Genomic DNA, 25901 nt, shown 5'->3' with positions numbered 1-25901 from the left:
AACACTTACATTTCCTTTTATACTAGTAGTTATGAAAACGATTTCAACCATTCTACTAACCTATTATTTCAGCTAAGGTGGCGAGACTCGTGGCAACAATAGAAGATGTAGCAAAACTGGCAGGGTTATCAAGGACCACTGTTTCCCGTGTCATAAATAACCACCCGTATGTATCGGAAAAGAAGCGTGTACTTGTATCAAATGCAATGAGTGAACTTGGTTATGTTCCAAATTCATCCGCAAGAAGTTTGAGGAGCCAGAAGACAGAGATGGTTGCATTGCTCATACCTCGTGTGATGAATCCGTTTTTCAGTGAACTGATTGAACGGATGGAAATGGCTGCGGCCGAAAACGGCTACCAGCTCATCATCTGTCAGACAAAGTATTCAAAGAAAAAGGAACTTGATTATTTGAACTTGTTAAAAACGAAGCAAGTGGACGGGATTATCCTTTCCTCCATACAAAATGACTGGAATGTAATAGAACCGTTTTTAGAATATGGACCGATCGTTTTGTGCAATGAGTTTGAAGAAGATGCGGATGTACCGTCTGTGAGGCTTGATCAGACATATGGCGGCTACATATCGACTAAGCATTTATTGGAACTTGGTCATCGCAAAATTGCCTATTGTACTGGCGGCTATAAAAGCAATGTTGCCAAAAGCAGGGAGGCAGGCTTTAAAAAAGCACTTGCGGAATTCAATGTGGAATTTTATGAAGAGTTCTCTTTTCGTGATGCCTTTACCATAGAGGATGGGAGAAGGGTATTTCAAGAAATTCTGGAGTTGAAGGAAAAACCAAGTGCCATTTTCACAGGTGGGGATGAAGTGGCAGCGGGTATCATTTCAGAGGCAAAGCGTTCAGGCTGGAAGATTCCTGAGGATCTTGCAGTAGTGGGCTTTGACAATCAGGCTATTACGGAGCTAGTGGAACCGACCATCACAACCGTGTATCAGCCGATTGATGAAATGGCACGTAAAGCCTTCCAGGTCATGATGGAAAAGGTGCGTTCCAAACGCTATCGTCACAAGGAAATATATGAATACGATCTCGAGCTTATCGTTCGGGAATCAACGGTCAAACAAGGGGTTTACGTATAGAATTCAGAAAAGAGCACTTATGGGGATGAGTGCTCTTTTTGTTGTTTGCATTAATGCTTTGTACGACTAAACATATGGTTTGTTACTGATTAGTATTGTGAATTGGTTACCCCGACAGATGCAAAATGGAAGTTAGGGGTAATCAGAGGCGTGAATTGGTTACCCCGACAGATGCAAAATGGAAGTTAGGGGTAATCAGAGAGGTGTATTGGTTACCCCTACAGATGCCAAAAGGATGTTAGGGGTAATCAGAGAGGTGCTTTGGTTACCCCACCAGGTACTAATAGAAGTTAGGGGTAAGCAGGAGTACACATTGCTAACCCAGAACAAAGTACGCTGAAACTTCTAGTTAACCAAATAAAGTTACCCAACAAAAAACCAGGGAACCCGCTATGAATCTAGCAAATTTCCTGGCTCATATTTTATATTATTTTAACTGACCCGATATACACTCATCACAATGGTTGCCGTAGCACTCGTGTTGCTCATCCATTGTTTTTTTGCACTCAACGCATTTTTTAGGTGGTAAGGTTTTGAAAAATTCTGTACTTTTAATCAACATGTTATCACCCTCCGTTTTCTTATTTGTTGTTATTGTATTATAACAGAACTTGTCCTGTCAACAACTGTTTTAAAACAACTCCTCGAAATAGGAAAATGGGCAGGGATATGATAGACTTGATTTTGGATACCAATAGAAGGGTGATGTAAAGCCATGAAGCTTACTGTGGTAGGGTTTTGGGGAGGATATCCAGCTGTTAATAGTGCAACATCTGGGTATTTGGTCGAGCATGAAAATTTTAAATTATTGATTGATTGTGGAAGCGGTGTATTAGCACAGCTTCAGAATTACATAGAGGTAACAGAGGTTGATGCAGTGATTCTGTCACATTATCATCACGATCATGTTGCGGACATAGGTCCATTGCAATTTGCGAGACTTATTTCATTTTATATGGGAAAATCCGTAACGCAGCTTCCTATCTACGGACACCAGGAGGACATGCAAGGCTTTTCCACACTTGATCATAAAGAATACACAAAAGGGATTGCATATGATCCTTCTAAAACATTAGAGGTTGGGCCATTCAAAATAGAATTTCTGAAAACGATTCATCCTGTTCCATGTTATGCCATGAAGGTCTCCACAGATGAAGGTTCGTTTGTGTACACGGCAGATACAAGCTATCAGGAATCATTCATCCCTTTTACAAAAGGGACAGATTTACTTATTTGTGAGTGTAACCTTTATGCTCATCAAGACGGCAAGGCTGCAGGTCATATGAACAGCCATGATGCGGCTAAAGTTGCTCAAGGTGCAGAAGTGCCTCAACTATTGCTCACACATTTACCACACTTTGGAGAGGTAGAGCAGTTGGTCGAAGAGGCCGCAACAATCTACAAAGGGAAAATTGATTTAGCACATAAAGGATTTAGTTGGGAGAGTGGAAAGAAATGATGCTTTTTATCGATAATAAAGGAATTACCGATCCAAGAATCAACCTGGCGATAGAAGAATATGCCCTTAAAAGTCTTGATATTGAAGATACTTATTTGCTATTTTACATCAATGAACCTTCCATCATCATCGGAAAGAATCAGAACAGTGTAGAAGAAATCAATACAAAGTATGTCGAGGACAATGGCATACATGTGGTGCGAAGATTATCTGGTGGTGGAGCGGTCTATCATGATCATGGAAACTTAAACTTCAGTTTTATCACAAAAGATGACGGAGAAAGCTTTCATAACTTCAAAAAGTTTACGGCACCTGTTGTGGAAGCACTGAAAAGCCTTGGAGTAGAGGCAGAAATGAGCGGGCGCAATGATATTCTTGCGGAAGGTCGCAAAATTTCCGGGAACGCGCAGTTCTCTACAAGAGGCCGCATGTTTAGTCACGGTACGCTGTTGTTTGATTCTGAAATTGAGCATGTCGTTTCCGCGTTAAATGTGAAGAAGGATAAAATAGAATCCAAAGGGATTAAATCGATTCGCAGCCGTGTGGCAAATATTAAAGAATTCCTAGAGGAAGATATTACGATTGAACAGTTCCGCCAGCTTTTATTGGAGGCAATCTTTAAATCCAAAGATATTCCAAAGTACGAACTAACAGAAGAAGATTGGAAGAACATTCACGAGCTTTCCAAAGAACGTTACCAAAACTGGGATTGGAATTATGGAAAGTCACCGAAGTTTAATCTTCAGCACTCGCATCGCTTTCCGGTAGGTCAGATTGATGTGCGTTTGGATGTGACAAAAGGAAAAATAGAAAACTGCAAAATTTATGGAGATTTCTTTGGTGTTGGAGATGTGTCAGAAGTGGAAAACCATTTGTCAGGTGTGAAGTATGAGAAAGCGGAAATTGCACACGCTTTAGAGGGAACAGATGTAAAACATTATTTTGGAAATATTACCAAAGATGAATTGATTGATCTAATATATTAATTTCAAGAGCATGGGGCAAGGATTCCTTGCTCTTTTTTTATATTAAAATATTTTATCTGAAAATTTTAATTTTATCGACATAATTTAATGACAGATATCTAGCAATCTACTATAATGGATAATGGGAGATTTATGAATGGTCATTCATTCAATTTACTCGAAGGGGAGATGAAACACTTGAATATTTCATCGCAATTGGCACTAACCGCGAAAACAAATCCAATGAAAGAAGCGTATATTTTTGAAGGGGATTCAAAAACTTACGCAGAATTGAACGCTGCAATAAATGCGTTTGCTACAGGACTTGAGAAAATGGGAATCACACAGGGGGATCATGTCGGGCTTGTTGTTGGAAACTCGCCATATTTCGTCCTTGGACTTTATGGTGCTGCTCGTATTGGCGCCACAGTTATTCCTATCAACCCAATCTATACTCCAGACGAACTTTCTTACATTCTTAGAGATGGCGATGTCAAAGCCATCATCACCTTAGACCTTCTTGTTCCACTATTTGAAAAGCTTCATGGTCACCTGCCTTTAACGGAGCATTACATTATTTGCGAAACACCTGACGGGAAAGAAAAAGCGAAAGATTTTCCACTTGAACAACTATCGGTTTATCCAAAATTGAAATCGTTTACATCCATAATGGCTTCTGGGAGCTTTACATATGAAGGTCCGGAATTGAAGGACGACGATGTGGCCGTAATCCTTTATACATCCGGGACTACAGGAAAGCCGAAAGGGGCCATGCTGACACATAAAAACTTGTATCGCAATGCCAAGGATTCCGCGGACTTTTTGAAAATGAACGAAACGGACAAGGTTGTGGCAACTCTGCCTATGTTTCATGTATTCTGTTTGACAGTAGCCTTGAATGCACCATTGATGAACGGCGCGACAGTCATCATTGTTCCAAGATTCAGCCCACAGGTGATTTTTGATGTGGTAAAAGAAAATGAGGCAACTGTGTTTGCAGGTGTTCCAACCATGTACAATTTCCTCCTGCAATCACCTGGAGATGTAGATGACTTAAAATCGTTAAGACTTTGCATTTCTGGTGGAGCTTCGATGCCTGTGGCTCTGTTGAAGAATTTCGAAAAGAAATACAATGTTATTATCTCAGAAGGTTACGGGTTATCAGAGGCATCTCCAGTTACATGTTTCAATCCGTTAGATAAACCTAGAAAAGCTGGTTCTATCGGGACAACGATTGTAAATGTGGAGAATAAAGTCGTGAATGAACTTGGGGATGAAGTGGCACCAGGAGAAGTTGGGGAACTTGTTGTCAGAGGACCAAATGTCATGTCAGGATATTATAAAATGCCTGAAGAAACCGCCTCAGCAATTCGTGATGGATGGCTATATACAGGGGACCTAGCAAAAATGGACGAAGATGGTTACTTCTATATCGTGGACCGTAAAAAAGACATGATCATTGTTGGAGGCTACAATGTTTATCCTCGTGAAGTGGAAGAGGTTCTGTACAGTCATGAAAATGTGGTGGAAGTAGCAGTTGTCGGGGTGCCTGACCCTCAGTTCGGCGAAGCGATAAAGTGTTTTGTCGTAACGAATGCACCGATAAATGAATCGGACCTACTTGGTTATTGTGCGGAACGTCTAGCAAAATATAAGGTTCCAACATCTATTGAATTTTTAGAAGAGCTTCCTAAGAATACTACAGGGAAGATTCTAAGAAGAGCATTAAAAGAAAAGCTGGGTGTATAAAGGATTTTTGCTCTCTGTAGAGAATGTATAAAATAGCGAAATTTGTAACCGCTAACAATCTTGGAGGGAGACGGACAGATTTGAGTTATATTGCAGTAGAGGTAAAAGACCATGTAGCAACGGTAACGCTCAATCGCCCAGATGCGATGAACGCGTTTAATTATGATATGTTAATAGAATTAGGAAATGTTGCGGAGGAGCTTCGCACAAATGCTGACGTCCGTGTGGTAGTGATTACAGCGGCAGGGGAGAAGGCATTCAGTGTTGGAGCGGACCTCAAAGAAAGAAGAGGTCTTACCGAGCAGCAAGTAAGACGTAATGTTTACAAAATCGGGGATGTGTTCAACCGCATAGCCGATTTACCTCAGCCGACCATCGCAGCTATAAATGGATATGCATTTGGAGGGGGGATGGAGCTTCTTCTTGCTTGTGATTTCCGTGTGACAGGCAAAGAGGTGAAAATGGGACTGACAGAAACAAGCTTAGCAATCATTCCAGGAGCTGGTGGCACACAGCGCCTGCCACGAATTATCGGGGAAGCAAAAGCGATGGAGCTTATCTTGACTGCTCGCCGTTTTTCTGGCGAAGAGGCTTACAGTTTTGGCTTGATTACAAGATTAGTAGATGAAGCCTCCCATGCCCTTGATGGAGCCATGGAGCTTGCGCGGGAAATGTTAAAGAATGGCCCGGTTGCTGTGCACCAGGCGAAGTTTGCCATTCGCCAAGGTATGGGAGTGGATATGCAGACAGGCTTGCAAATCGAGCGTAAAGCATATGAAGTGATCATTCCGACAGAGGATCGCGTGGAAGCGCTAGTTGCGTTTGGGGAAAAACGCGCGCCTGAGTTTAAGGGGAAATAAATTTATTATGGGACTCTCTCTTCTTTAGGAAGGGGGAGTTTTTTGCGATTATGAAAGTGTGTAATACTGTTGATTTCCGTTCCATGCGCTTCGCTTGCCTGCGGGCGGTCCGTGAGCTTCCTCGGCTTGCGCCTGTGGGGTCTCACCTGTCCCTTCCTCCCGCGGGCGTCTGCGCGCCTTCCACTACAATCAACAAGGTTACTTCTTTGAACCTAAGTTTCAAAAACCTTCTAATTGAGTTAACTGAAAAAACATTAACATACCTTTACGTAATTTTTAGCTGTGGATTGGAGCAAATGGCGGAGACTCCAGCGGGGGAGTAACGGTAGGTTGAGACCCCGCAGCGCAGCGAGGAGGCTCAAGCACCGTCCCGCGGAAAGCGAAGCCATTTGCGGAAAGGAACAGCGGAGCCTAACCAAGCAACGAAATAGAACCGGACGGGTTTCACCGATTTTTCAATTAAGAAAATTATCTCGTGTTGCGAAATACTCTTTACATATCCAGTAAACTACTAGTATATTTATAAATAATTCAATTTACTAGTATAGGAGAAATGCACAGTGGCTACTACCATCGCAGCTAGAAAACCTTCTTCTTTTCGAAATGGATTGCAAGCTGGAGTCAGCATCGCAATCGGATACATACCAATCGCTATTACATTCGGCCTTTTGGCAAAATCAGCGGGTTTGACGGTCTCTGAAACCGTGCTAATGAGCTTGCTCGTATTTGCCGGAGCGGCTCAATATATGTCTCTTAACATGATTGTGCTTGGATCGGGAGTATTTGAAATTGTCATGACCACATTTATTTTAAACATCCGCCACTTTCTAATGAGCGCTTCCCTTAATGAGAAGGTGGAAGAGAAAAGCCTCTGGAAAAAATCGCTCTTCTCATTCGGTATTACAGATGAAACCTTTTCTGTCACTGCTACAAAAGAGGGCACCATACAGACAGGGTATATGTTCGGAGTAATCTTAATCGCCTATTCCAGCTGGGTGGTATGCTCAGGGGTCGGGCATGTCATCGGGAGCAGTTTACCTTCATCCCTTCAAGAAAGCATGGCAGTTGCCCTTTATGCCATGTTTGTTGGCTTATTGATGCCTTCTTTAAAAAAACACCGTAAAGTGGTGTTGCTTGCAGGCGCTGCGGCTATTCTTAACTCTGTATTTTCTTTGGTAATTGGTATAGCTGCTGGATGGTCAATTGTGCTTGCGACGATTACGAGTGCTGTTGGAATCGAGCTTTTATTCGCGAAATGGTCAAAGGAGGAGAAGGCAGATGAATAGTACCATCCTCATTATGATTGTCGGCATGGCTGTAGTCACTTATCTTCCAAGACTAATACCGTTTGTCATGTTTCAAGGAAAGGAACTGCCGCCATTTGTACAGGCAGTATTGAAGAATGTTCCCTATGCAACCCTAGGGGCCCTGATTGTTCCTGGGATTTTTCTGATCAATGAAGATATTATGTATGGCGTGATTGGCGCAACAGTGGCATTTATTGTCGCTTATTTCGGTGCTAACGTCATTCTGGTTGTAGTCAGCTCCATTGCAGCTTTGAGTGTGTATTCTTGGCTGTTTGGTTAATAAGGATTGAAGTAAGTAGGCTTTTCTTTCTGATAGCCTGCTTATTTTTTATATGGTGGCATAGAATATAACAAGGTTGTTTAGGACGAGGAGGTGCGAAAATGTGAAAAAGACGGTTTCTTTATTGTTGGTTGGCTATATTCTCTATGCTTTAGCAGTCACGTTTTACATATGGGTCGGAGCAGATACATCTCTTCCAGCTGACCTTGCAGGGACGAAAGCGGACCCGGCAACTTTTTTAAGTAACAAAGAACTGATGATTACAGAAGAATACTCCAAGATTAGAAATACGATCTATTTTCTGACACTTCCAGTGGAATGGATTTTTTATTTCCTTCTTCTTGTTTTAGGTGGGGCAAAGGCCATTCAAGGATGGGCGGAGAAAGTCTCAAAATATAAAACACTTCAGACAGGAATTTATCTTTTTTGGCTAACCTTATTTAGCACGGTTATTCATTATCCACTAAGTTATTTGCGTTATTCTCTATCAAAAGATTATGGCATTACAGTTCAGCCTTTTTCCGGCTGGATGCGCGATCAGGTTGTTGGATTTTGGGAAGGAATCCTTATCATGTGGATAGTGGTCCTAATTCTCTATGTGCTTATCCGTAAATTCCCCAAATGGTGGTGGGCAGTTGCCTGGGGATGCTTTATTCCACTTGTATTTTTTATAATGTATATTCAGCCGGTTGTCATAGATCCTTTATATAATGACTTTACCGAGCTACAAGATAAGCAGTTAGAAGCAAAAATCCTGGAGTTGGCTGACGAAGCGGATATTCCTGCTGACAGGGTATATGAAGTAAATATGGCCGAAAAAACGAATAGCATCAATGCGTATGTTACGGGAGTTGGTGGGAACTCACGTATCGTGTTATGGGATACATTATTGACTCGACTTCAGGAAGAGGAGATTCTGTTTATCATGGCACATGAGATGGGTCACTATGATATGAATCATATCGTTATGGGTATCACAGGATACATTGTGTTTTCTTTCTTTGCTTTTTACTTGATTTATTTGACTGCAGGCAAGTTGATAGACAGGTTCGGCCAGAGGTGGAAAATCAATAGCTTGAACCAACTTTCCTCCTTGCCCTTAATGTTGTTACTGGTGTCTTTGCTGCTATTTCTTGCAAGTCCGGTAACAAATGCTGTATCTCGATATCAAGAACACAAGGCTGACGTGTATGCTATTGAACTGACCGGTGAGACAGAACCAGCTATAGAAGCTTTTCAGGAGATTACAAGATCTAGTTTAAGTGAAGTGAACCCTCCAGCCTTAGTGAAATTTTTTCGATATACCCATCCTCCAATGGTGGACAGAATCGCCCATTTGGAGCGGTATGTTAAAGAAGAGTGAGCAACGTGCAAGTTTGCGTTGCTTCTTTTTTTTGTCGTTTTTTGACCGTGTCGAAAAATATTTGCGCATAAAATTTCAAAAAAGTCTTTTTTTTGCGAACCTTCTGTTATATAATACAATACAAATATACTAACTGTTTCATAACAAGAGAGGGGCAAGTATATCGTGAATACTGGTACAACAGGAATCAGCGTTACAGGTGTAATGAGAAATGGCTATGAAACTGTACTAACACAGGAAGCATTAAGTTTTATCGAGAAGCTCCATCATACTTTTAATGAGCGAAGAAGAGAATTGTTAACTGCAAGAAAAGAAAGACAGGCAAGAATTGATCAAGGAGAACCATTAAACTTCCTTGATAGCACAAAAGTTATTCGTACAAGTGACTGGAAAGTGAACACCATTCCACAAGATCTTCAAGACAGACGAGTGGAAATAACAGGTCCGGTTGACCGTAAAATGATTATTCATGCACTTAATTCCGGCGCCAAAGTGTTCATGGCGGACTTTGAGGATGCCTCCTCGCCAACTTGGAGCAACATGATAGAAGGACAAATCAATCTGCGTGATGCAAATCAGCGTAAAATTGATTTTACCGCTTCAAATGGAAAAGAGTACAAACTGAACAAGCAAATCGCCACCCTTCTTGTTAGGCCAAGAGGCTGGCATCTGGAAGAAAAACATTTGCAAATTAACAACGAATCAGTTTCTGGCAGCCTTTTCGATTTTGGATTGTATTTCTTTCATAACGTCAAGGTTTTGCAGGAAAATGGAAGCGCTCCATATTTTTATCTTCCAAAGCTTGAAAGTCATCAAGAGGCAAGGTTATGGAATGATGTGTTTGTATTTGCTCAGAATGAATTGGGAATCGCACAAGGGACCATTAAAGCGACTGTATTGATTGAAACCATAACAGCAGCCTTTGAGATGGATGAAATACTATACGAGCTGAAAGAGCATGCGGCTGGACTGAATTGTGGAAGATGGGATTACATCTTCAGCTTCATAAAGAAATTTAGAAATGATCCAACTTTCCTTTTACCGGACAGAAGCCAAGTAACAATGGCAGTGCCATTCATGAGAGCTTACACCCAATTGGTTATCCAAACTTGTCATAAACGTGGCGCCTTTGCAATAGGCGGGATGGCAGCTCAGATACCGGTGAAAAATGATGAGGAAGCAAACACGCAAGCATTTGCAAAAGTAAGGGAAGATAAACTTCGTGAAGTAAAAGATGGACATGATGGAACGTGGGTAGCGCATCCAGCATTGGTTCCGGTGGCATTAGAAGTTTTCAATGAGCATATGGAAGGGCAGAATCAATTGCACATAAAAAGGGAAGATGTTATGGCGGACCCAGCTGCACTTGTCCAAGTTCCAGAAGGTACAATAACGGCAGATGGACTACGTAAAAACATTCATGTCGGGATGGAGTACATTGCTGCATGGTTGGATGGAAACGGTGCTGTACCAATATTCCATTTGATGGAAGATGCGGCCACTGCGGAAATCTCAAGGTCCCAAGTATGGCAATGGGTTAGACATCCTAAAGCGCAATTAGAAGATGGGACTCAAATTACATTAGAGTTAGTCAAACAGCTGATTCAGGAAGAAAAGCAAGCCATCATAGCCAAAGTAGGTCCTAACCGCTTTTCAGATGGAAAGCTAGATCAGGCTGCTACACTTTTTGAAAACCTAATCAAAGATGATAATTTCGCAGAGTTTTTAACACTTCCAGCTTACAATTTATTGGAAGATTAATAGATACCTAAACTAAGGGAGGAATTAATAATGAGAAGAGAAGAAAGAATTGCACAGTTAGAAGAAAGCTGGGAGTTAGAACAAAGATGGAATGGGGTTGAAAGACCGTATTCTGCAGAAGAAGTGATGCGTCTTAGAGGATCCATTGATATTGAACATACATTAGCAAAAAGAGGTTCACAAAAACTTTGGGATCTTCTTCATACAGAGGACTATGTGCATGCACTTGGAGCTTTAACAGGGAATCAGGCGATCCAGCAAGTGAAAGCGGGATTAAAAGCTATCTATTTAAGCGGCTGGCAAGTAGCGGCAGATGCCAATTTATCCGGTCATATGTATCCGGATCAAAGTCTCTATCCTGCAAACAGTGTGCCACATGTGGTTAAACGAATCAATCAGGCATTGCAGCGTGCAGATCAGATTCAATACTTAGAAGGAAGCGAAGAGGTGGATTATTTTGCACCAATCGTTGCGGACGCAGAAGCAGGTTTCGGCGGTCAACTGAATGTATTTGAGTTAATGAAAGGCATGATCGAGTCTGGTGCTTCAGGTGTTCACTTTGAAGATCAATTGTCTTCTGAGAAAAAGTGCGGACATCTTGGCGGGAAAGTATTATTGCCAACTCAAACGGCTGTGAAAAACCTGATCTCAGCACGTCTCGCAGCTGATGTAATGGGTGTGCCTACAGTCTTGATCGCAAGAACCGATGCGGATGCGGCAGATCTTATTACAAGTGATATTGATGAGAACGATCATGCTTTCTTGACTGGTGAGAGAACAGCGGAAGGGTTCTACCGCACAAAGGCTGGCATTGACCAAGCGATAGCTCGTGGCCTTGCTTATGCACCTTATGCGGATTTGATCTGGTGTGAAACGTCCGAACCGAATCTAGAACAAGCAAGAGCTTTTGCGGAAGCCATTCACGAAAAGTTCCCTGGCAAACTGTTGGCTTATAACTGTTCACCTTCTTTCAACTGGAAAGCAAAATTGGATGATGCAACGATTGAAACATTCCAGCAGCAGATTGCCCAGTTCGGCTATAAATTCCAGTTTGTAACTTTAGCCGGATTCCATGCCTTGAACCATGGCATGTTCGAACTGGCAAGAGGATATCGTGACCGTGGGATGGGAGCATATTCCGAGTTGCAACAAGCCGAGTTCGAAAGTGAGCAATATGGCTATACAGCAACCCGTCATCAGCGCGAGGTTGGTACAGGATACTTCGATGAAGTAGCAAAGCTTGTTTCCGGTGGCACATCTTCCACAACCGCACTGAGCGGCTCAACAGAAGAAGCGCAATTTTATCAAGGGAAATAGTAACTTCCACATAAACAAGAAAAAGAGAAGAGCCAACCGTGCTCTTCTCTTTATTTAGGCGTTTTAACTCTCTAAGCGGAAACGCCCCAATCGTTTAGGAATTTTTTATATCTGTCGGAAAGTAAGTGGAACAGGGAAGGGTCATTGGCATCCAAGGCACTGTCAATTTTCTCTTGCAGAAGGTTTTTGTGGTAGTGGAATAAAGACTCATCAATGATCATCTGAACATACACATTCATCATATAGGCTTCAACGGACACTTTCTTGTTCATCTTTTTCGCTTTCATCAATTCCGTATAAGACTTCTCATTCTTCATGAGTTCCTCACCTCGAGCCTTTTTAATAGTATATTGAGGAACGCAATAAAAATCAACAAATTTTTAAAATATTTAAAATATTTTAAAAACCTTTACACCGTTTGGGTTTTCTGGGAAAATATACATAAATAGTCAAAATAGTGGTTCGATTGTCACGAGATGACAAAGAACACATATGGAAAGGGTGAACATAATGAAGAACAATGTCGAATTGTCGAGTGATTATGAAATTAATGGCTTTACTATGGCAATCATTCCTGTTGAAATGGAGGGGAATCTTTATTCAAAAGTGCTTGAAGAAGAAGGAGAAATCTATGTTTCATTGCCGCCATTAAAAATTATTGAAGACAGCTGCAACTTTTACGGATCCAGTTTTGAAGGAAGAAAACAAGGTACAAAGGGCATCTCCGGCTATACTCACAAACCCCCAATCGTCATTGATCCGATGAATGACATTTTCTTTTTCCCCACTGCATCACCTACAAATGATAGCTGCATCTGGATTTCACTACATTATGCGTATGAATATAATAAGACCCCAACCGCTAACACAAAAGTGATGTTCCCGAACAACACCATCGTGGAATTTCCCATCTCGAAATCTTCTTATGAGGCACAAATCCACCGAACGTCTCTTTTTCGGGCTAAGCTTCAGCAAAGAGTCAATAGGAAAAGAAGCAATTCCAACCGAAGCCTTGTTGCTACACCTGGGATCATGTACAGATTGAGAAGCAGTAAGGATTTGCAGAGCTAAGTGACAGGAATGCACCTTTCAACAGGAAAGGTGTTATTTTTTTGGAGAAAATTGCATATCACATCCATTTTGATTAACTCTAAGGAAAAGGACAGAGGAGGTAAGTTGCGCTTGGAGCTTTTCGTTGACTTATTAAAAGTGTTATTCCGTATCATTACCATTCTGCCATTAATGTTATTGGTTACGCTCTTTATGGGAAAACGCTCAATTGGTGAACTGCCGGTTTTTGATTTTCTTCGTTATCCTAACACTAGGATCGGTGGTTGGAGCTGATATTGCGGATCCAAGTGTTCATCACTTGCCGACAGTAGGGGCAATCATTGCCATTGCTCTCTTGCAAAAGTTTATTGCTTGGTGGAAAAATAAAAAATCATCATATTGGGAGGCTGTTATCCTTTGAGCCAACGCTTGTCATTTATGAAGGCAAATTCCATATTGAGAATATGTATAAAATACATTATTCCATTGATAACATTCTGCAGATGTTAAGGGAAAAGGATGTATTCCTTATCGAGGATGTCCACTTCGCACTAATTGAAGCCAATGGTGAGCTATCGGTGAAATTAAAGCCTGGAAAAAGAAGCAGCTAAAGTGGAAAATACAGCGGCCGTGAGCCCAAAATCTTCAATTGAATACAGTGTTATTATGGATGGGAGGATACAGCAGAAAACTTTGAACACTTTGGGACTGAATGAAGCTTGGTTAAAAAGAAGAGTTGTTAAAAAAGGACATCATCAATATTAAAGATGTTTTTTATTGCTGCCATCAATGAAGAAAACAAGCTTCACGTTTCTTTGCGAAGTACTAAACTAAGCCCGACCATACCTATTTTTCACTAGTCGAAGTCTCTTCCATTCTCAAAATATATTGCATCAAAAGTTCATTTACCTTATTTCTGATTCTCGGGTTGAAATAGTTATGGTGTTCTTCATATCCATTAAACAAAAAAGCATACATGGTGAAGGATTCATCTTGTTTTAATTTGTGGAGCTTCATTTGTTGCTGTTTCATATCGGCTTTTATATGCTTAAGTTGTAGCTGGATTTTGCGCATAACCTGATCAATGAGAGTAAGATAGGGTTCTTTTAATTTTATTCCACTGTCTTTAATAATGCTTGTATCTCTTTCTAAAACAATCAGTAACAAAGGAAGATATATCGCCTGTTCAAACAGGTATATTTGTTCTTTTGATAATCTTGTCATTTCATCTTCCTCCTAAAATTCTAGAACGTTTGTTCGTATTTATTTTATACCAAAGTCTTAAAAATATGCAAGCAACTTTTTTAAACTGTAAATAAAGTTTTTCAAATTTATTAAAGGGGAATTATTTCATTTGTCGAAATAAGTAGAATAGAGAATTTTACATAAGGGAGAGATTTCAATGACAAAAAGAAAAATGGAGTCAACAGATCTGTTTCGTCTAACATCTATTACCGATCCGCAATGGGATAAACATTCCCGTAAGTATGCGTTTGTGCAGACTACTGTCCATGAGGAAGAAAATGAATATCGCTCTACCATCTACGTAGGAGATTTAGAGGGGAACGCGGTACCATTCACATCTGGGAAAGGGAGAGCAACAAGCCCAAGATGGTCTCCTGATGGGAGCAAGCTTGCTTTTGTCTCCAACCGTAATGAGAAAAGCCAACTATATGTTATGCCTGTAAACGGGGGAGAAGCAGAGCAGGTTACCTTTTGTAAAAATGGGGCAAGGGGTCCAGTCTGGTCGCCTTGCGGAACGAAACTATTGTTTAGTACTTCTGTAGAGAGTGCGGAGGATTTGCATTCTACGAGTTCTACAAGCGAGGAAAAGAAAAAACCTGAACCTCTTGTAGTGGAGAAAATGCGCTACAAGTCCGATGCTAAGGGGTTTTTAGATAACAAAAACGATCATCTAGCCTTATTGGATTTGAAAACAAAGGAAGTGAGTCTCCTGACAGAAGGAGACAGGGATTATGGTAGCGCTGCATGGTCGCCTGATGGAACAAAAATTGCTTTTGTAGCAAATCTCGAAGAAAATCCAGATGTTTCTTTGGTTTCTGATGTTTATGTGATGGATGTTCAGTCAAAAGAAAAGAATAAAATTACACACAGCAACGGTTTCTTTTCCACGATCTCCTTTTCTCCCGACGGTCAATACCTGGGCTTTTTAGGGCATGAAAAAGAGTTTCAAAGTGCGACGTTGACCCGTGTATGGGTAACCCAGCTTGCAACAGGTGAAACTCATTGCCTAACAGAAAACCTTGATGTGGAGGTTGGCGACGTTGCAATTGGCGATTTCCATTCCGGTAATGTGAATCCTGGACTTATGTGGACAGACGAGAGTGAAGGTTTTTATTTCTTAATGAGTGACCAAGGTGCTACAGGAATCTACTTTGGTTCTTTGGATGGTTCTATGTACCCGATTCATCTCCCGGATGAGCACGTATATGCAGTAAGCATGCTGACGGATACCCATGAAGCAATTGTAGGAGTAAGCAACTCTACAGATCCAGGAGAACTTTACCACCTTGATTTCCGTTCCCAAACACGGACACAATTGACCAAAGTCAATGAAGCTTGGAAAAATGAAGTAGAATTAAGTGTGGCAGAACCTATCCGTTATAAAGCACCAGATGGATGGGATTTGCATGGGTGGATTATGAAACCTGCAGGATTTGAAGAAGGGAAAAAATATCCGACCATCTTAGAGGTGCATGGCGGCCCTCATGCCATGTATGCCAATACTTACTTCCATGAGTTTCAAACATTGACCGCACAAGGATTTGTCGTGTTATTCACTAACCCCCGTGGAAGTCATGGATATGGCCAGGAATTTGTCGATGCTGTGCGTGGAGATTACGGTGGCAAGGATTATCTTGATGTCATGGCTGCAATGGATTATGCCCTCGAAACATTTGACTTTATCGATGAGAAGAATTTAGGCATTACCGGAGGAAGCTATGGCGGATTTATGACAAACTGGGTGGTCAGTCACACTGATCGTTTTAAAGCAGCTGTCACCCAACGATCCATTTCAAACTGGCTGAGCTTTTATGGTGTCAGTGACATTGGTTACTACTTCTCCGAATGGGAAGTAAAAGGAGATATGGGAGAAAAAGTAGATAAGCTTTGGGACCATTCTCCAATCAAATACGTGAGCGATGTCAATACGCCACTGCTAATCTTGCATGGGGAAAAAGATTATCGATGTCCGGTGGAGCAAGCAGAGCAGCTATTCATAGCCTTGAAACAACAAGGGAAGACCACTAAGCTTGTTCGTTTCCCGGGTGCAAATCATGAGCTTTCGAGAAGCGGAGATCCAGCACTTCGTATTCACAGACTGGATCATATTAAAAACTGGTTTGTAGAGCACTTGGAAGGCGCTAAGTAAAAAGTAGTAATAGACGGAGCTCTTCCTTTTGGGAGAGCTTCGTTTTACTGAAAAGGGGTACGACCATGGTAAAGCTACCGCCGAATTATGTTCAGACAATCAAGAACATACATAAAGTAGAGGGAGAGGCTTGGCTGCAGGATTTTGACTCGCTAATTGAATACTGTGAGGAAAAGTGGAGACTGAAGGTTCTCGCTCCATTTGACCTTTCGTATAATTTTGTTGCCCCTGCCAAGAAAATGGATGGAGCCCAAGTTGTTCTGAAACTTTCCCTTCCGAACAAGGAAATCCGTTCAGAAGTGGAAGCGTTAAGCTTCTTTGCCGGAGAGGGCATGGTCCAAGTCATAGACACTGATGTTGAAAAAGGAATATTGATGTTAGAACGTCTATCTCCAGGTCATACCCTGGCAACACTGGAGAATGAAGTGGAAGCAACCGAGATTGCCGCCGGCATTATGAAATCGTTGTGGGTACCGGAAACACCGGATTCGCGACTGCCACAGATTGAAGAAAGAGAGCAAAGTCTCATAAAATTTTATAAAGCACATCCAACAGGTAAAGCCCCAATTACACAAGACCTTCTTCAGAAAGCCATCCATACTTTCCAAAGATTACTTCAAGAAAAAAAGGAAAGATACATTTTGCATGGAGACCTTCATCATTACAATATCTTAAAATCGCACTCATCCTGGGTAGCCATCGACCCTAAAGGGTTAGTGGGAGAGCGCGAATACGATACGATACAATTTCTTCTAAATAATCTTCCAGATCAAGATATAGAACCAATCCTATCGGAAAGAATTGCTGTTTTGGTGGATAATTTGAAACTGGATGAACGACGAATCCTTGCGTGGGGGTTCGCACACTCTGTGCTCTCTGTTTGCTGGTCGTTGGAAGACGGGGAAGAATATAGTGAACCATTTTATAAAAGCATATTTGTATTTGAGAAATTACATAATGAAAAGTTTGGCTGTTTAACATAGTAAAATTATTAAATGAGGTTATTTAATGGGACAATAAAGGAATAATTAGTACAATAGAGAAAGATGACTAGCAGAGAAGTGGAGATAGTGGAATGGAATTTATAGAATATATAAAAGAATTACTGACAATGGAAAATCTTCTGGAGGTATTGGAAGAGTATCAATCATTTGGACCACTACCAGGTTTCTTGTTAGTGGTGCTGGAAGCTTTTCTTCCTTTTCTTCCTTTGATTGTAATCGTGATGGCAAATGCCGCTGCTTTTGGTCTTTGGTTGGGTTTTTTAATTTCATGGTCAGGGGCCGTGGTCGGAGCCGTGATTGTTTACTATTTTGTTCATAAACTGCAAAGATACCCCAGAATCCAGGCTTTGCTAAGAAAAGAGAAAATAAGGAAAATGATGTCTTGGATTGAGAGGCATGGCTTCGGGCCTATATTCTTTTTACTGTGTTTTCCGTTTACTCCGTCATTTTTGATCAATGTGGTTGCCGGGTTGTCCAAAATAAAGTTTTATCAATTTTTTCTGGCGTTGGTAGCCGGGAAAATGGTCATGATTTTTACCATCAGCTATATTGGCTATGACATCATTTCGTTTATTCGTGCGCCGATTAAAACAGCCATCGCCATTACCATTATGCTGGTATTATGGTTTATCGGTAAAAAAGTAGAACTGCGTCTACAACTCTCAGGCGAAAAATAAACAATTGTTTGTAAAAATTCAGTATATTATGATAATATTAAAGTACAAAAGACCTAGATAGATATTCGGGGGTTATGAATTGAAAGAAAAGATCACAAAACGTAAATCAGCAATGAAATGGTTGATTGTCACATTCCTTTTGGTGCTTATGATTCGTGCGCTTTTCTTTTCTAATTATATTGTAGAAGGGCATTCCATGAATCCAACATTGGAGCAAGGGAATTTCCTCATGGTTAATAAAATGGTTTACTCCTTTACGAAGCCGGAACGATTTGATGTGGTTGTTTTTCAACAAGAAGATGAGGACATCCATTACGTAAAAAGAGTAATAGGGTTGCCAGGTGACCAAATTGAATACAAACAAGATATGCTTTATGTAAATGGAGAACAAGTAACAGAGCCGTTTATCTCTGCTGAGCGCTTGAAAATCTTTGGTGGCAACTTTACAGGTGATTTTTCTTTAGAAGAGTTGACGGGTGAAGATGCAGTACCGAAAGGTCATGTATTTGTAATAGGAGATAACAGGCTTAACAGCTTAGACAGCAGGCACTTTGGGTTTGTGAAAATAGAAGACATCGTCGGAAAGGTCCATGTCCGCTACTGGCCATTTGATGAATTTAATACGACTTTCAAGTAAAAGAGCAGATTCCAAAGAGATCTGTTCTTTTTTTACCTTTGCACACAAAAAACAGTATAATGAAAAGAGATTTAATTTTCAGACATAATAGGGGGATGGATATGAGATTACAGGGGAAAGTTGCAATCATAACAGGAGCAGCAAACGGCATAGGCTTGGAAGCTGCAAGAGTATTCTTAAAAGAAGGGGCAAAGGTAGCACTAGTAGATTATGATGCAGTTGCTGGAGAACAAAGAGTCGCAGAACTCCAAGCAGAAGGGGAAGCAGCATTCTACCAAGTGGACGTTTCCAACGAGTCACAGGTAATTGAAATGGTAGCAATGGTCAAAGAAAGATTCGGCAAAATTGATATTTTGATTAACAATGCAGGCATAACAAAAGACAATATGCTCTTGAAAATGAGTGGCGAAGATTTTCAAAAAGTGATGGAAGTCAATGTGAATGGTGTCTTTAATTGCACCCAGGCAGTCGTTCCTCATATGCTGGAAAACGGCAAAGGGAAAATCATCAATACTTCTTCCGTTAGCGGTATATATGGGAATGTTGGACAAACCAATTATGCTGCATCTAAAGCTGCCGTAGTTGGTATGACAAAATCATGGGCGAAGGAATTTGGTCGAAAAAACATTAATGTAAATGCAGTGGCACCTGGGTTTGTGGAAACAGCCATGGTGGAGACCATACCTGAGAAGATGATCCAGACGATGCTACAGTTAGTACCATTACAGCGGCTAGGAAAGCCAAGTGATGTTGCCAATGCGTATCTGTATCTTGCATCAGATGAATCAGATTATGTGAATGGTACGGTTCTCCATGTAGATGGCGGGGTTATGATGTAAAGGTAAATACTTCTTTTTAGAACTAGGTACTGAAAAGGTGCCTAGTTTTTTCGTATACATTTATAAGTTTTTGACGAAAAAAGTAACAAATGACTCCAAAGCATATTCATTCTTGCCAAGACTCACACCGACACCGTATGATGAACTCAGGCTAAATAGTCAAATTTGAATAATTGAGTATAGGAGGACATCCAGGTGTTTAATGCACTTATTAAAAAACCAAAAGTAACATTGATATTTTTACTATTATTGGTGGTCATCGGTTCCTTGACCTATTTCCAGATACCCAAACGTGAGATTCCTGAAATCTCCCTCAACGTAGGAACCATCACCACTGTGTATCCAGGAGCTGCGCCGAACGTAGTCGAACGTGATATTACCACCCCGCTTGAAAAAGAATTATTGGATATTGACGGGATGGACAGTGTCACATCCGTTTCTGGATTGGGCGCATCCAATATCGTGATGGAACTGACCGATGATGCGGACAGGGATAAAGTATTCTCCCAAGTTCAACAAAAAGTTTCTGATGTAAGCCGGGAATTTCCAGAGGACGCTTTTGAACCAACCATTAACACAGACATTCAAATGGGAGCCATCGCATCTTACAACGTCTTACATGAAGATCGCGCATTGTTATTAGAGCAAAAAGATATCATTGAAGGATGGATTCCTCAATTAGAGGATATTGATGGTGTTAGAAAGATTACAGTAAAAGGGTTAGAAGAGTCGAGCTATACACTTAACCTGGATTCTGAAAGCATGCAAGAAGAAAGAGTGTTGCTTCCAGATGTCATAACAGCTATCCAGAATGAGCTCGAAATCACCCCGCTTGGCAGTCAGCAGGAAGGAAATCAAATATCCCAGCTGACATTTGAACATATTGAAAACATTGAGGAAGTAGAGAATGTATTTCTGAAAAAGGATGAAGAAGGAAATTCGCTTTATGTCGGGGATATTGCAAGCTTAACGCAAATTCCTACCGAACAAGAAGACTTCATTACCTATAATGGTACACCTGCTATATCATTAACGGTTATGCAGGAAAAAGGAGTGGACATTCCAACATTGCATGCCAAAGTGGATGCAGAGATGGAACGTCTCTCAAAAGAGTTGCCTGATGAAGTGGAAATGGACCTATATTACACACAAAATGATATTGTGTCCAAAATATTCAAAGATTTGGGGATCTCCTTTTTAATCTCCATTTTAGCTGTCGTGTTAATCACATTCTTTGGACTAAATGCAGTCTCCGCGATCCTAGTGGCAATATCCATTCCAATTTCCATTGCCCTTGGTTTGATTCCGCTGCCATATGCAAATGTGGACTTGAACCAGATTTCCATCATTGGAATAATCATAGCCCTCGGGATATTAGTAGATGATGCTATTGTCGTGAACGATAATATTCAAAGGCGTTATCAACTAGGTGACAGCCCACTAGAAGGCGCGATAAAAGGAACCAAAGAAGTTCGCGTTTCCATTATTACGTCCACATTAGCAATTGTATTTACATTCTTGCCACTGACATTCCTTGGTGGTCCGAACGGTGCATTCATTTCCGCACTGCCGACAGTTTTGATTGCTACCATCATTGGTTCCACCATTGTTGCATTGACAATTGTGCCGATATTTATGGCATGGCGTCAAAAGAAAAAGAAGAGAAACAAAGTGAAAGATGGACTGCTTGGTTCTCAGATTGAGAAAGTAAGTGATTGGTATAGTTTGAAAATATTGACCAAAGTTGTGAAAAAGCCGTTGCTTACTGGGCTTTCCGTTCTTATATTTTGTACGGCAACTTACGCTCTTGTCCCCTTTATTCCTGTTGTTTTCTTCCCAAGTGCTGACAGGGAAGAGGTTACGGTATCTGTAACATATCCTGCCGGAACCCCACTGGAGGAAACGGAATCAAGGCTTGAAGAAATGGAAGAAAGCATCAAGTCAGATGAAGCAGTATATGAAACAACTATTTTTGCCGGTAGTGGTGAACCGGGTATTTTCGGAAGCACACTTTCCAATTCTGGTGAGAATACAGGTCAGATAGTACTAAGGGTTGATCGTGAGCAGCAGTCTGCAGCAGACACTATCGCAAAATGGCAGCCACAACTGCGTGATGAAAATCCAGATGCGGTTGTGATGCTATCCACTATCGAAGCTGGGCCACCAGTTGGAGCTCCAATTGCTTTGACAGTAGTCGGAGATGATATTGACGAGTTAATGGATTCTGTAAATGGAATGAAAGAAGAAATAGAAGGCCTAGAAGGAAGCGGAGCGGTTATCGATGATGTTGGATCCTCCCAACCAACTGTCAACTATGTTCCAAACAGGGAAGAGATGGAAGAGCATGGCATCACCTCCCAGGAAATTAGCAATCAAATTAGGCTCGTTACAGAGGGTATTCCTGTCGGTTCTTATGAGGCTGGACTTGAAAGGGAAACTTTAACAATTGTTCAGGATCTCGTAGAAGATGGCGAAACCATTGATTTAGAGACCTTGGAACTCCCAAGTAAAACAGAAACGACAGAATTTGGAGCCCCTGTTCTTGTCCCGTTATCTGAACTTGTTGAAGTAGAAGAAACAGAAGTGTTGCCTCTAATTCCTCATAAGGATGGAGACCGGACGATTACTGTACGTGTATATCCAGGGGAAGATGATAAGCAGAAGCTTGAAGCGGAAGTAAAAGATATTGCTGCTTCCTATGAGTCAGATAGTATCTCTGTATCGGTTGGAGGAGAATCATCTGCCAGAAGCGACTTCTTTATTGAAGTAGGTAAGCTGTTCGTAATTGTTATTTTCCTAATCTATATTTTAATGGTTGTCCAATTTAACTCTTTAAGACTTCCATTATTGATCATGAGCTCTGTTTACCTCGCCATTTCCGGTGCGGTTATCGGATTATTCATTACCCAAACCGGCCTAGGCTTTATGGCAATGATGGGGATTGTATCGCTTGCGGGAATTGTGGTACGTAATGCAACAGTATTCATTGAGTTTATGGAATCTCGTTTGCAGGAAGGTGCCACTCTCAGTGAAGCAGTCATAGATTCAGGAAAAGCGAGATTGAGACCGGTCGTACTGACGGCGTTTACGTCCATTGCGGCATTGCTGCCAATTGCATTCAGTGGTGATGTATTATTTACACCACTTGCAATCTCTATTATTTCCGGTATCTTCTTCTCTACATTCTTTACACTACTGTTTGTTCCGGCATTCTATATTGTGATCAAACGTAAAAAAGTGCAAGAAGCATAATTAACAAAAAGATACACCTAGCATTTATTGCAGACTAGGTGTATCTTTTTATTGTAGGGATATACTTTAAATGAAACATTATTATTCTTTAGTTCGTACAAGTAGTATCTACTATAATCAGTTAAAAAGGTGATTGCATATCTTATGGAATTCTATCTTGATATTCTACTATACGCACCATATGTAACAGCCGCCGTCCTTTGTCTGATGACGTTCTGCTTTTATGTGGATTCCAAGTATGTGGTCTGCCAGCACAATGGGTATACAACATCATTGGACCTTGAAACAAATAAATTGCAGTCTGTTATCGGTAAGCGGAGAAGGCTTATTACATTCATATATAGAAAACGGCCAACAAAAGAATCAACCTTAGATGAAGAAGATTCCTCTCACTACTTTGCATACATGAGTCGATAACCTTGTAAAAAAGTAGGAGGAATTTATATGAAGAAATTTTGGACAGTAAGTCTAGTCATTTTTTTATTGGCATTATTAACGGGTTGCAACATGAGTGAGCCCATCACGGCAGATAGTTCAGGGGTATGGAACCATTATTTTGTCTATCCGTTGTCCCTTGCATTAACGACTGTGGCAGATTGGACTAGTGGAAGCTACGGTATATCTATCATCATCGTGACAATCGCTATTCGTACACTTATTTTGCCACTTGCATTAAAACAGCAGAAAAACATGCTTGCCATGCAAAAGCTAAAACCGGAAATGGAAGCATTGCAAAAAAAGTATAAAGACAAGAAAAAACCAGATGACCAAAAAGAAATGCAACAAGAATTAATGGCATTATACCAGACGCACAAAGTGAATCCAGCAGCTGGGTGTTTTCCCATGTTGATTCAGATGCCAGTAATCATGGCTTTCTATTATGCAATTGGCAGAACAACGGAAATAGCCGAGCATTCATTCTTTTGGGTGAGTCTTGGACAACCGGATCCATTATATATCCTTCCGGTTGTGGCAGCAATTACGACATTCATCCAAACAAGAGTCACGCTTACAGATGATGTACAGCCACAGATGAAGATGGTCATGAACATCATCCCTGTGTTTATTTTAATAGCCGGACTGACATTGCCTTCTGCACTGGCGTTATATTGGGTAATAGGAAATTTATTTGGAATTGGACAAGGGTTATATTTGAAAAAACGAATGAAAACGTTGAAGCAGATGGAAGAAGGAACAGTCGTTCCAAGCACATAACCTGATAATGAAACCTCTAACCTCCTTTTGACAGAGAAGTTGGAGGTTTTTTATAATCCGGTTGATTTCCGTTACAGGCGCTTCGCTTGCCTGCGGGCGGTTCGTGAGCCTCCTCACTTCGTTGCGGGGTCTCACCTGTCCCTTCCTCCCGCGGGCGTCTGCGCGCCTTCCACTTCAATCAACAAATGTTACTTCATTTACTTAAGGTTTGTGAGTGTTAATCTAACTGAGTGAACTGTAATTGCACTAACAATACGTTCTCAATATATCCTAGCTGTGGATTGGAGCAAATGGCAGAGACTCCAGCGGGGGAGTAACGGTAGCTTGAGACCCCGCAGCGCAGCGAGGAGGCTGAAGCACCGTCCCGCGGAAAGCGAAGCCATTTGCGGAAAGGAACAGCGTTGTTACACCAAACAACTAAGTATTTTTAAAAGCTCTTATCAAGTTTCTTAAGCATCCCTTCTAATCCTCAATATTAAAACAGCATTCAATATGAACCATATGCCTAAAAAGCCCAGGACTGACAGAAACGAGAAGTTATGGCTTATGATAGGACTGACCGCCGTGCCAATCAGTAAAGTAAAAGAATACAAGGAGATGGCGCTGCCGCGGTGCTTGCTGCCTAATATCCCGATATAAGTGATGATTGCCGGTAGAAAAAAGGAAATGGCAGCTACATAAATCACAGATAAAGCACCTATTACAAATAGGTTTTGATAAAAAATCATCATAAAAAAGAACGAAATGGAAATGCTCAACGAACAAATAAGCAGTAAACGCTTGGATCCGACGGTCCGCATCATTATGTCAGAAAAGAGACAAGAAACGGTACCAACCAGCCCGACAGAACGGACAAATAAAAAAGATTGATCAGGAAAAGCTTCGGATAAGAATTGAAACAGGCTATCGTAAAAAGTCACGAAAGAGAGCAACAAGGAAAAAACAACAAGGTAAAGGATCCTTAAATCACGATCAGACAAGAGCGTGAAAAAATGTTTCCAAGGTTTGTCCTTTGTGCTGATCAATGAATGAGCTGGACTTAAAATGAAAAGTGCCAATAAAAACAATAGGAAGTAAACAATGGAAAAGAAAAAAAATACACCTTCCCATTGAAAAGAAGTGACGATAGTTTCGCTAATCATTGGCCCGAAAATACCGGACAATAAAAAGCCTGCATTAATAAGAGAAATAGTGAAGTTTCGAAGAGATGGAGAAAAGTGGTCAAAGCAATAGGCAAAAGCAACTGGCGCAAAGCATCCTAGGGTGAACCCTTGAATAGAGCGGCCAACGTACAAGTGAGAAATAGTTGCAGAGTGTGCAATAAGTATGGTAGCTAATGCTGAAAACAGAAACCCGTAGCTGATGATCTTCTTCCGGCCGAATCGATCGGACAACGGTCCGAACATCAGAAGTCCTATTGCATAGAAGATGCTAAAGAAACTACTGGCCAATATTACTTTTTGTTTGGAAATATTCCACTCCAAACTAATGGGATCATAAAGTGGGATTAGTGTGTAAAGGCTACAGACCACTAAAAAACCCATGACGATTAATAATGTTGCTGAAAAATAATGGTTTTTTCTTCGTTCCATACCGGTTCACCTGCCCATTTTACCTTATGCACTAGGTGTTTGACCGGTTCCATCTTCGAAAGTAACACGTTGGCAATAAT

26 protein-coding genes are annotated in these 25901 nt (G+C 41.0%); 22 read left to right on the top strand and 4 right to left on the bottom strand.

The genetic code is table 11. The features are described 5' to 3' along the window. Positions 1-89 precede the first annotated feature (89 nt). The gene (locus tag M313_RS0102760; RefSeq protein WP_010192232.1) at positions 90-1100 is read left to right on the top strand and encodes a LacI family DNA-binding transcriptional regulator; all 1011 of its coding nucleotides are present in this window, start codon (positions 90-92) and stop codon (positions 1098-1100) included. Positions 1101-1527: 427 nt separating this feature from the next. On the opposite strand, the gene yhfH is transcribed toward M313_RS0102760, so the two are convergent. Then, on the bottom strand, positions 1528-1662 hold the full coding sequence (yhfH, locus tag M313_RS24925) for a protein YhfH (RefSeq protein ID WP_083800857.1): 135 nt from the start codon (positions 1660-1662) through the stop codon (positions 1528-1530). Between the two features lie 153 nt (positions 1663-1815). Between yhfH and M313_RS0102755 the strand changes: the two genes are divergently transcribed. The 9 genes from M313_RS0102755 (at position 1816) to aceA (ending at position 12161) form a co-directional block, all read left to right on the top strand. Continuing rightward, positions 1816-2559, top strand: coding sequence for an MBL fold metallo-hydrolase (locus tag M313_RS0102755; protein WP_010192230.1), 744 nt, complete (start codon positions 1816-1818; stop codon positions 2557-2559). Further along, positions 2559-3545 carry a lipoate--protein ligase gene (gene lplA / locus M313_RS0102750; protein ID WP_010192229.1) on the top strand — a complete coding sequence of 329 codons (987 nt, stop codon included), beginning with the start codon at positions 2559-2561 and terminating at the stop codon, positions 3543-3545. The genes M313_RS0102755 and lplA overlap by 1 nt, the downstream gene beginning before the upstream one ends. 177 nt (positions 3546-3722) lie before the next feature. After that, the gene (locus M313_RS0102745) at positions 3723-5273 is read left to right on the top strand and encodes a fatty acid--CoA ligase family protein (protein ID WP_010192228.1); all 1551 of its coding nucleotides are present in this window, start codon (positions 3723-3725) and stop codon (positions 5271-5273) included. An 80-nt stretch (positions 5274-5353) separates the two neighbouring features. Continuing rightward, complete coding sequence (locus tag M313_RS0102740) at positions 5354-6133, top strand: enoyl-CoA hydratase-related protein (protein ID WP_010192226.1); 780 nt, start codon at positions 5354-5356, stop codon at positions 6131-6133. Between the two features lie 560 nt (positions 6134-6693). Next, positions 6694-7419 carry an AzlC family ABC transporter permease gene (locus M313_RS0102730; RefSeq protein WP_010192219.1) on the top strand — a complete coding sequence of 242 codons (726 nt, stop codon included), beginning with the start codon at positions 6694-6696 and terminating at the stop codon, positions 7417-7419. Next, positions 7412-7720 carry an AzlD domain-containing protein gene (locus tag M313_RS0102725; protein WP_010192218.1) on the top strand — a complete coding sequence of 103 codons (309 nt, stop codon included), beginning with the start codon at positions 7412-7414 and terminating at the stop codon, positions 7718-7720. The genes M313_RS0102730 and M313_RS0102725 overlap by 8 nt, the downstream gene beginning before the upstream one ends. 103 nt (positions 7721-7823) lie before the next feature. Next, positions 7824-9083, top strand: a complete 1260-nt coding sequence (locus M313_RS0102720) for a M48 family metallopeptidase (protein ID WP_010192217.1) — start codon at positions 7824-7826, stop codon at positions 9081-9083. Positions 9084-9248: 165 nt separating this feature from the next. After that, positions 9249-10844, top strand: coding sequence for a malate synthase A (aceB, locus tag M313_RS0102715; RefSeq protein WP_010192216.1), 1596 nt, complete (start codon positions 9249-9251; stop codon positions 10842-10844). Between the two features lie 30 nt (positions 10845-10874). Then, on the top strand, positions 10875-12161 hold the full coding sequence (aceA, locus tag M313_RS0102710) for an isocitrate lyase (protein WP_010192215.1): 1287 nt from the start codon (positions 10875-10877) through the stop codon (positions 12159-12161). A gap of 71 nt (positions 12162-12232) precedes the next feature. On the opposite strand, the gene M313_RS0102705 is transcribed toward aceA, so the two are convergent. Then, a complete protein-coding gene (locus M313_RS0102705) occupies positions 12233-12478 on the bottom strand; it encodes an IDEAL domain-containing protein (protein ID WP_010192214.1) in 246 nt (81 codons plus the stop codon). A 193-nt stretch (positions 12479-12671) separates the two neighbouring features. Here M313_RS0102705 and M313_RS22455 point away from each other — a divergent pair, with 193 nt between their 5' ends. The 4 genes from M313_RS22455 to M313_RS26900 all read left to right on the top strand — a co-directional run bounded on the left by M313_RS22455 (position 12672) and on the right by M313_RS26900 (position 13976). Beyond that, positions 12672-13232, top strand: coding sequence for a competence protein ComK (locus M313_RS22455; RefSeq protein ID WP_010192213.1), 561 nt, complete (start codon positions 12672-12674; stop codon positions 13230-13232). A 111-nt stretch (positions 13233-13343) separates the two neighbouring features. Continuing rightward, positions 13344-13505 (top strand): DUF421 domain-containing protein, encoded by a 162-nt coding sequence (locus M313_RS26250; RefSeq protein WP_234946531.1) that lies wholly within the window; start codon positions 13344-13346, stop codon positions 13503-13505. A gap of 47 nt (positions 13506-13552) precedes the next feature. Beyond that, the gene (locus M313_RS26570; RefSeq protein ID WP_029326296.1) at positions 13553-13822 is read left to right on the top strand and encodes a YetF domain-containing protein; all 270 of its coding nucleotides are present in this window, start codon (positions 13553-13555) and stop codon (positions 13820-13822) included. A gap of 55 nt (positions 13823-13877) precedes the next feature. After that, a complete protein-coding gene (locus M313_RS26900; RefSeq protein WP_268741873.1) occupies positions 13878-13976 on the top strand; it encodes a DUF421 domain-containing protein in 99 nt (32 codons plus the stop codon). 81 nt (positions 13977-14057) lie between these two features. On the opposite strand, the gene M313_RS0102680 is transcribed toward M313_RS26900, so the two are convergent. Beyond that, positions 14058-14435, bottom strand: coding sequence for a YhjD family protein (locus M313_RS0102680; protein ID WP_010192196.1), 378 nt, complete (start codon positions 14433-14435; stop codon positions 14058-14060). 178 nt (positions 14436-14613) lie between these two features. Between M313_RS0102680 and M313_RS0102675 the strand changes: the two genes are divergently transcribed. The 8 genes from M313_RS0102675 to yidC all read left to right on the top strand — a co-directional run bounded on the left by M313_RS0102675 (position 14614) and on the right by yidC (position 24229). Then, positions 14614-16605, top strand: coding sequence for a S9 family peptidase (locus M313_RS0102675; RefSeq protein WP_010192175.1), 1992 nt, complete (start codon positions 14614-14616; stop codon positions 16603-16605). Positions 16606-16670: 65 nt separating this feature from the next. Next, entirely contained in the window at positions 16671-17588 is a 918-nt protein-coding gene (locus M313_RS0102670) for an aminoglycoside phosphotransferase family protein (protein WP_010192173.1), read from the top strand. A gap of 92 nt (positions 17589-17680) precedes the next feature. Further along, complete coding sequence (locus tag M313_RS0102665; protein WP_010192172.1) at positions 17681-18286, top strand: TVP38/TMEM64 family protein; 606 nt, start codon at positions 17681-17683, stop codon at positions 18284-18286. Positions 18287-18398: 112 nt separating this feature from the next. Further along, entirely contained in the window at positions 18399-18923 is a 525-nt protein-coding gene (lepB, locus tag M313_RS0102660; protein ID WP_087942034.1) for a signal peptidase I, read from the top strand. Positions 18924-19024: 101 nt separating this feature from the next. Beyond that, positions 19025-19762 carry a 3-oxoacyl-ACP reductase FabG gene (gene fabG, locus M313_RS0102655; RefSeq protein ID WP_010192167.1) on the top strand — a complete coding sequence of 246 codons (738 nt, stop codon included), beginning with the start codon at positions 19025-19027 and terminating at the stop codon, positions 19760-19762. Positions 19763-19957: 195 nt separating this feature from the next. Further along, positions 19958-23014 carry an efflux RND transporter permease subunit gene (locus tag M313_RS0102650; RefSeq protein ID WP_010192165.1) on the top strand — a complete coding sequence of 1019 codons (3057 nt, stop codon included), beginning with the start codon at positions 19958-19960 and terminating at the stop codon, positions 23012-23014. A 144-nt stretch (positions 23015-23158) separates the two neighbouring features. Beyond that, the gene (locus tag M313_RS0102645; RefSeq protein WP_010192162.1) at positions 23159-23431 is read left to right on the top strand and encodes a hypothetical protein; all 273 of its coding nucleotides are present in this window, start codon (positions 23159-23161) and stop codon (positions 23429-23431) included. Positions 23432-23458: 27 nt separating this feature from the next. Further along, positions 23459-24229 (top strand): membrane protein insertase YidC, encoded by a 771-nt coding sequence (gene yidC, locus M313_RS0102640; protein ID WP_010192161.1) that lies wholly within the window; start codon positions 23459-23461, stop codon positions 24227-24229. 449 nt (positions 24230-24678) lie between these two features. Here yidC and M313_RS22445 read toward each other — a convergent pair whose 3' ends face one another. Further along, positions 24679-25821 carry an MFS transporter gene (locus M313_RS22445; protein ID WP_010192158.1) on the bottom strand — a complete coding sequence of 381 codons (1143 nt, stop codon included), beginning with the start codon at positions 25819-25821 and terminating at the stop codon, positions 24679-24681. Positions 25822-25901 lie beyond the last annotated feature (80 nt).

It is taken from the genome of Bacillus sp. m3-13 (assembly GCF_000175075.1).
Lineage (GTDB): Bacteria > Bacillota > Bacilli > Bacillales > Bacillaceae_I > Sutcliffiella_A > Sutcliffiella_A horikoshii_C.
The sequence above is the reverse complement of the archived record's forward strand: the minus strand, read 5'-3'. Positions and strand labels throughout refer to the sequence as shown.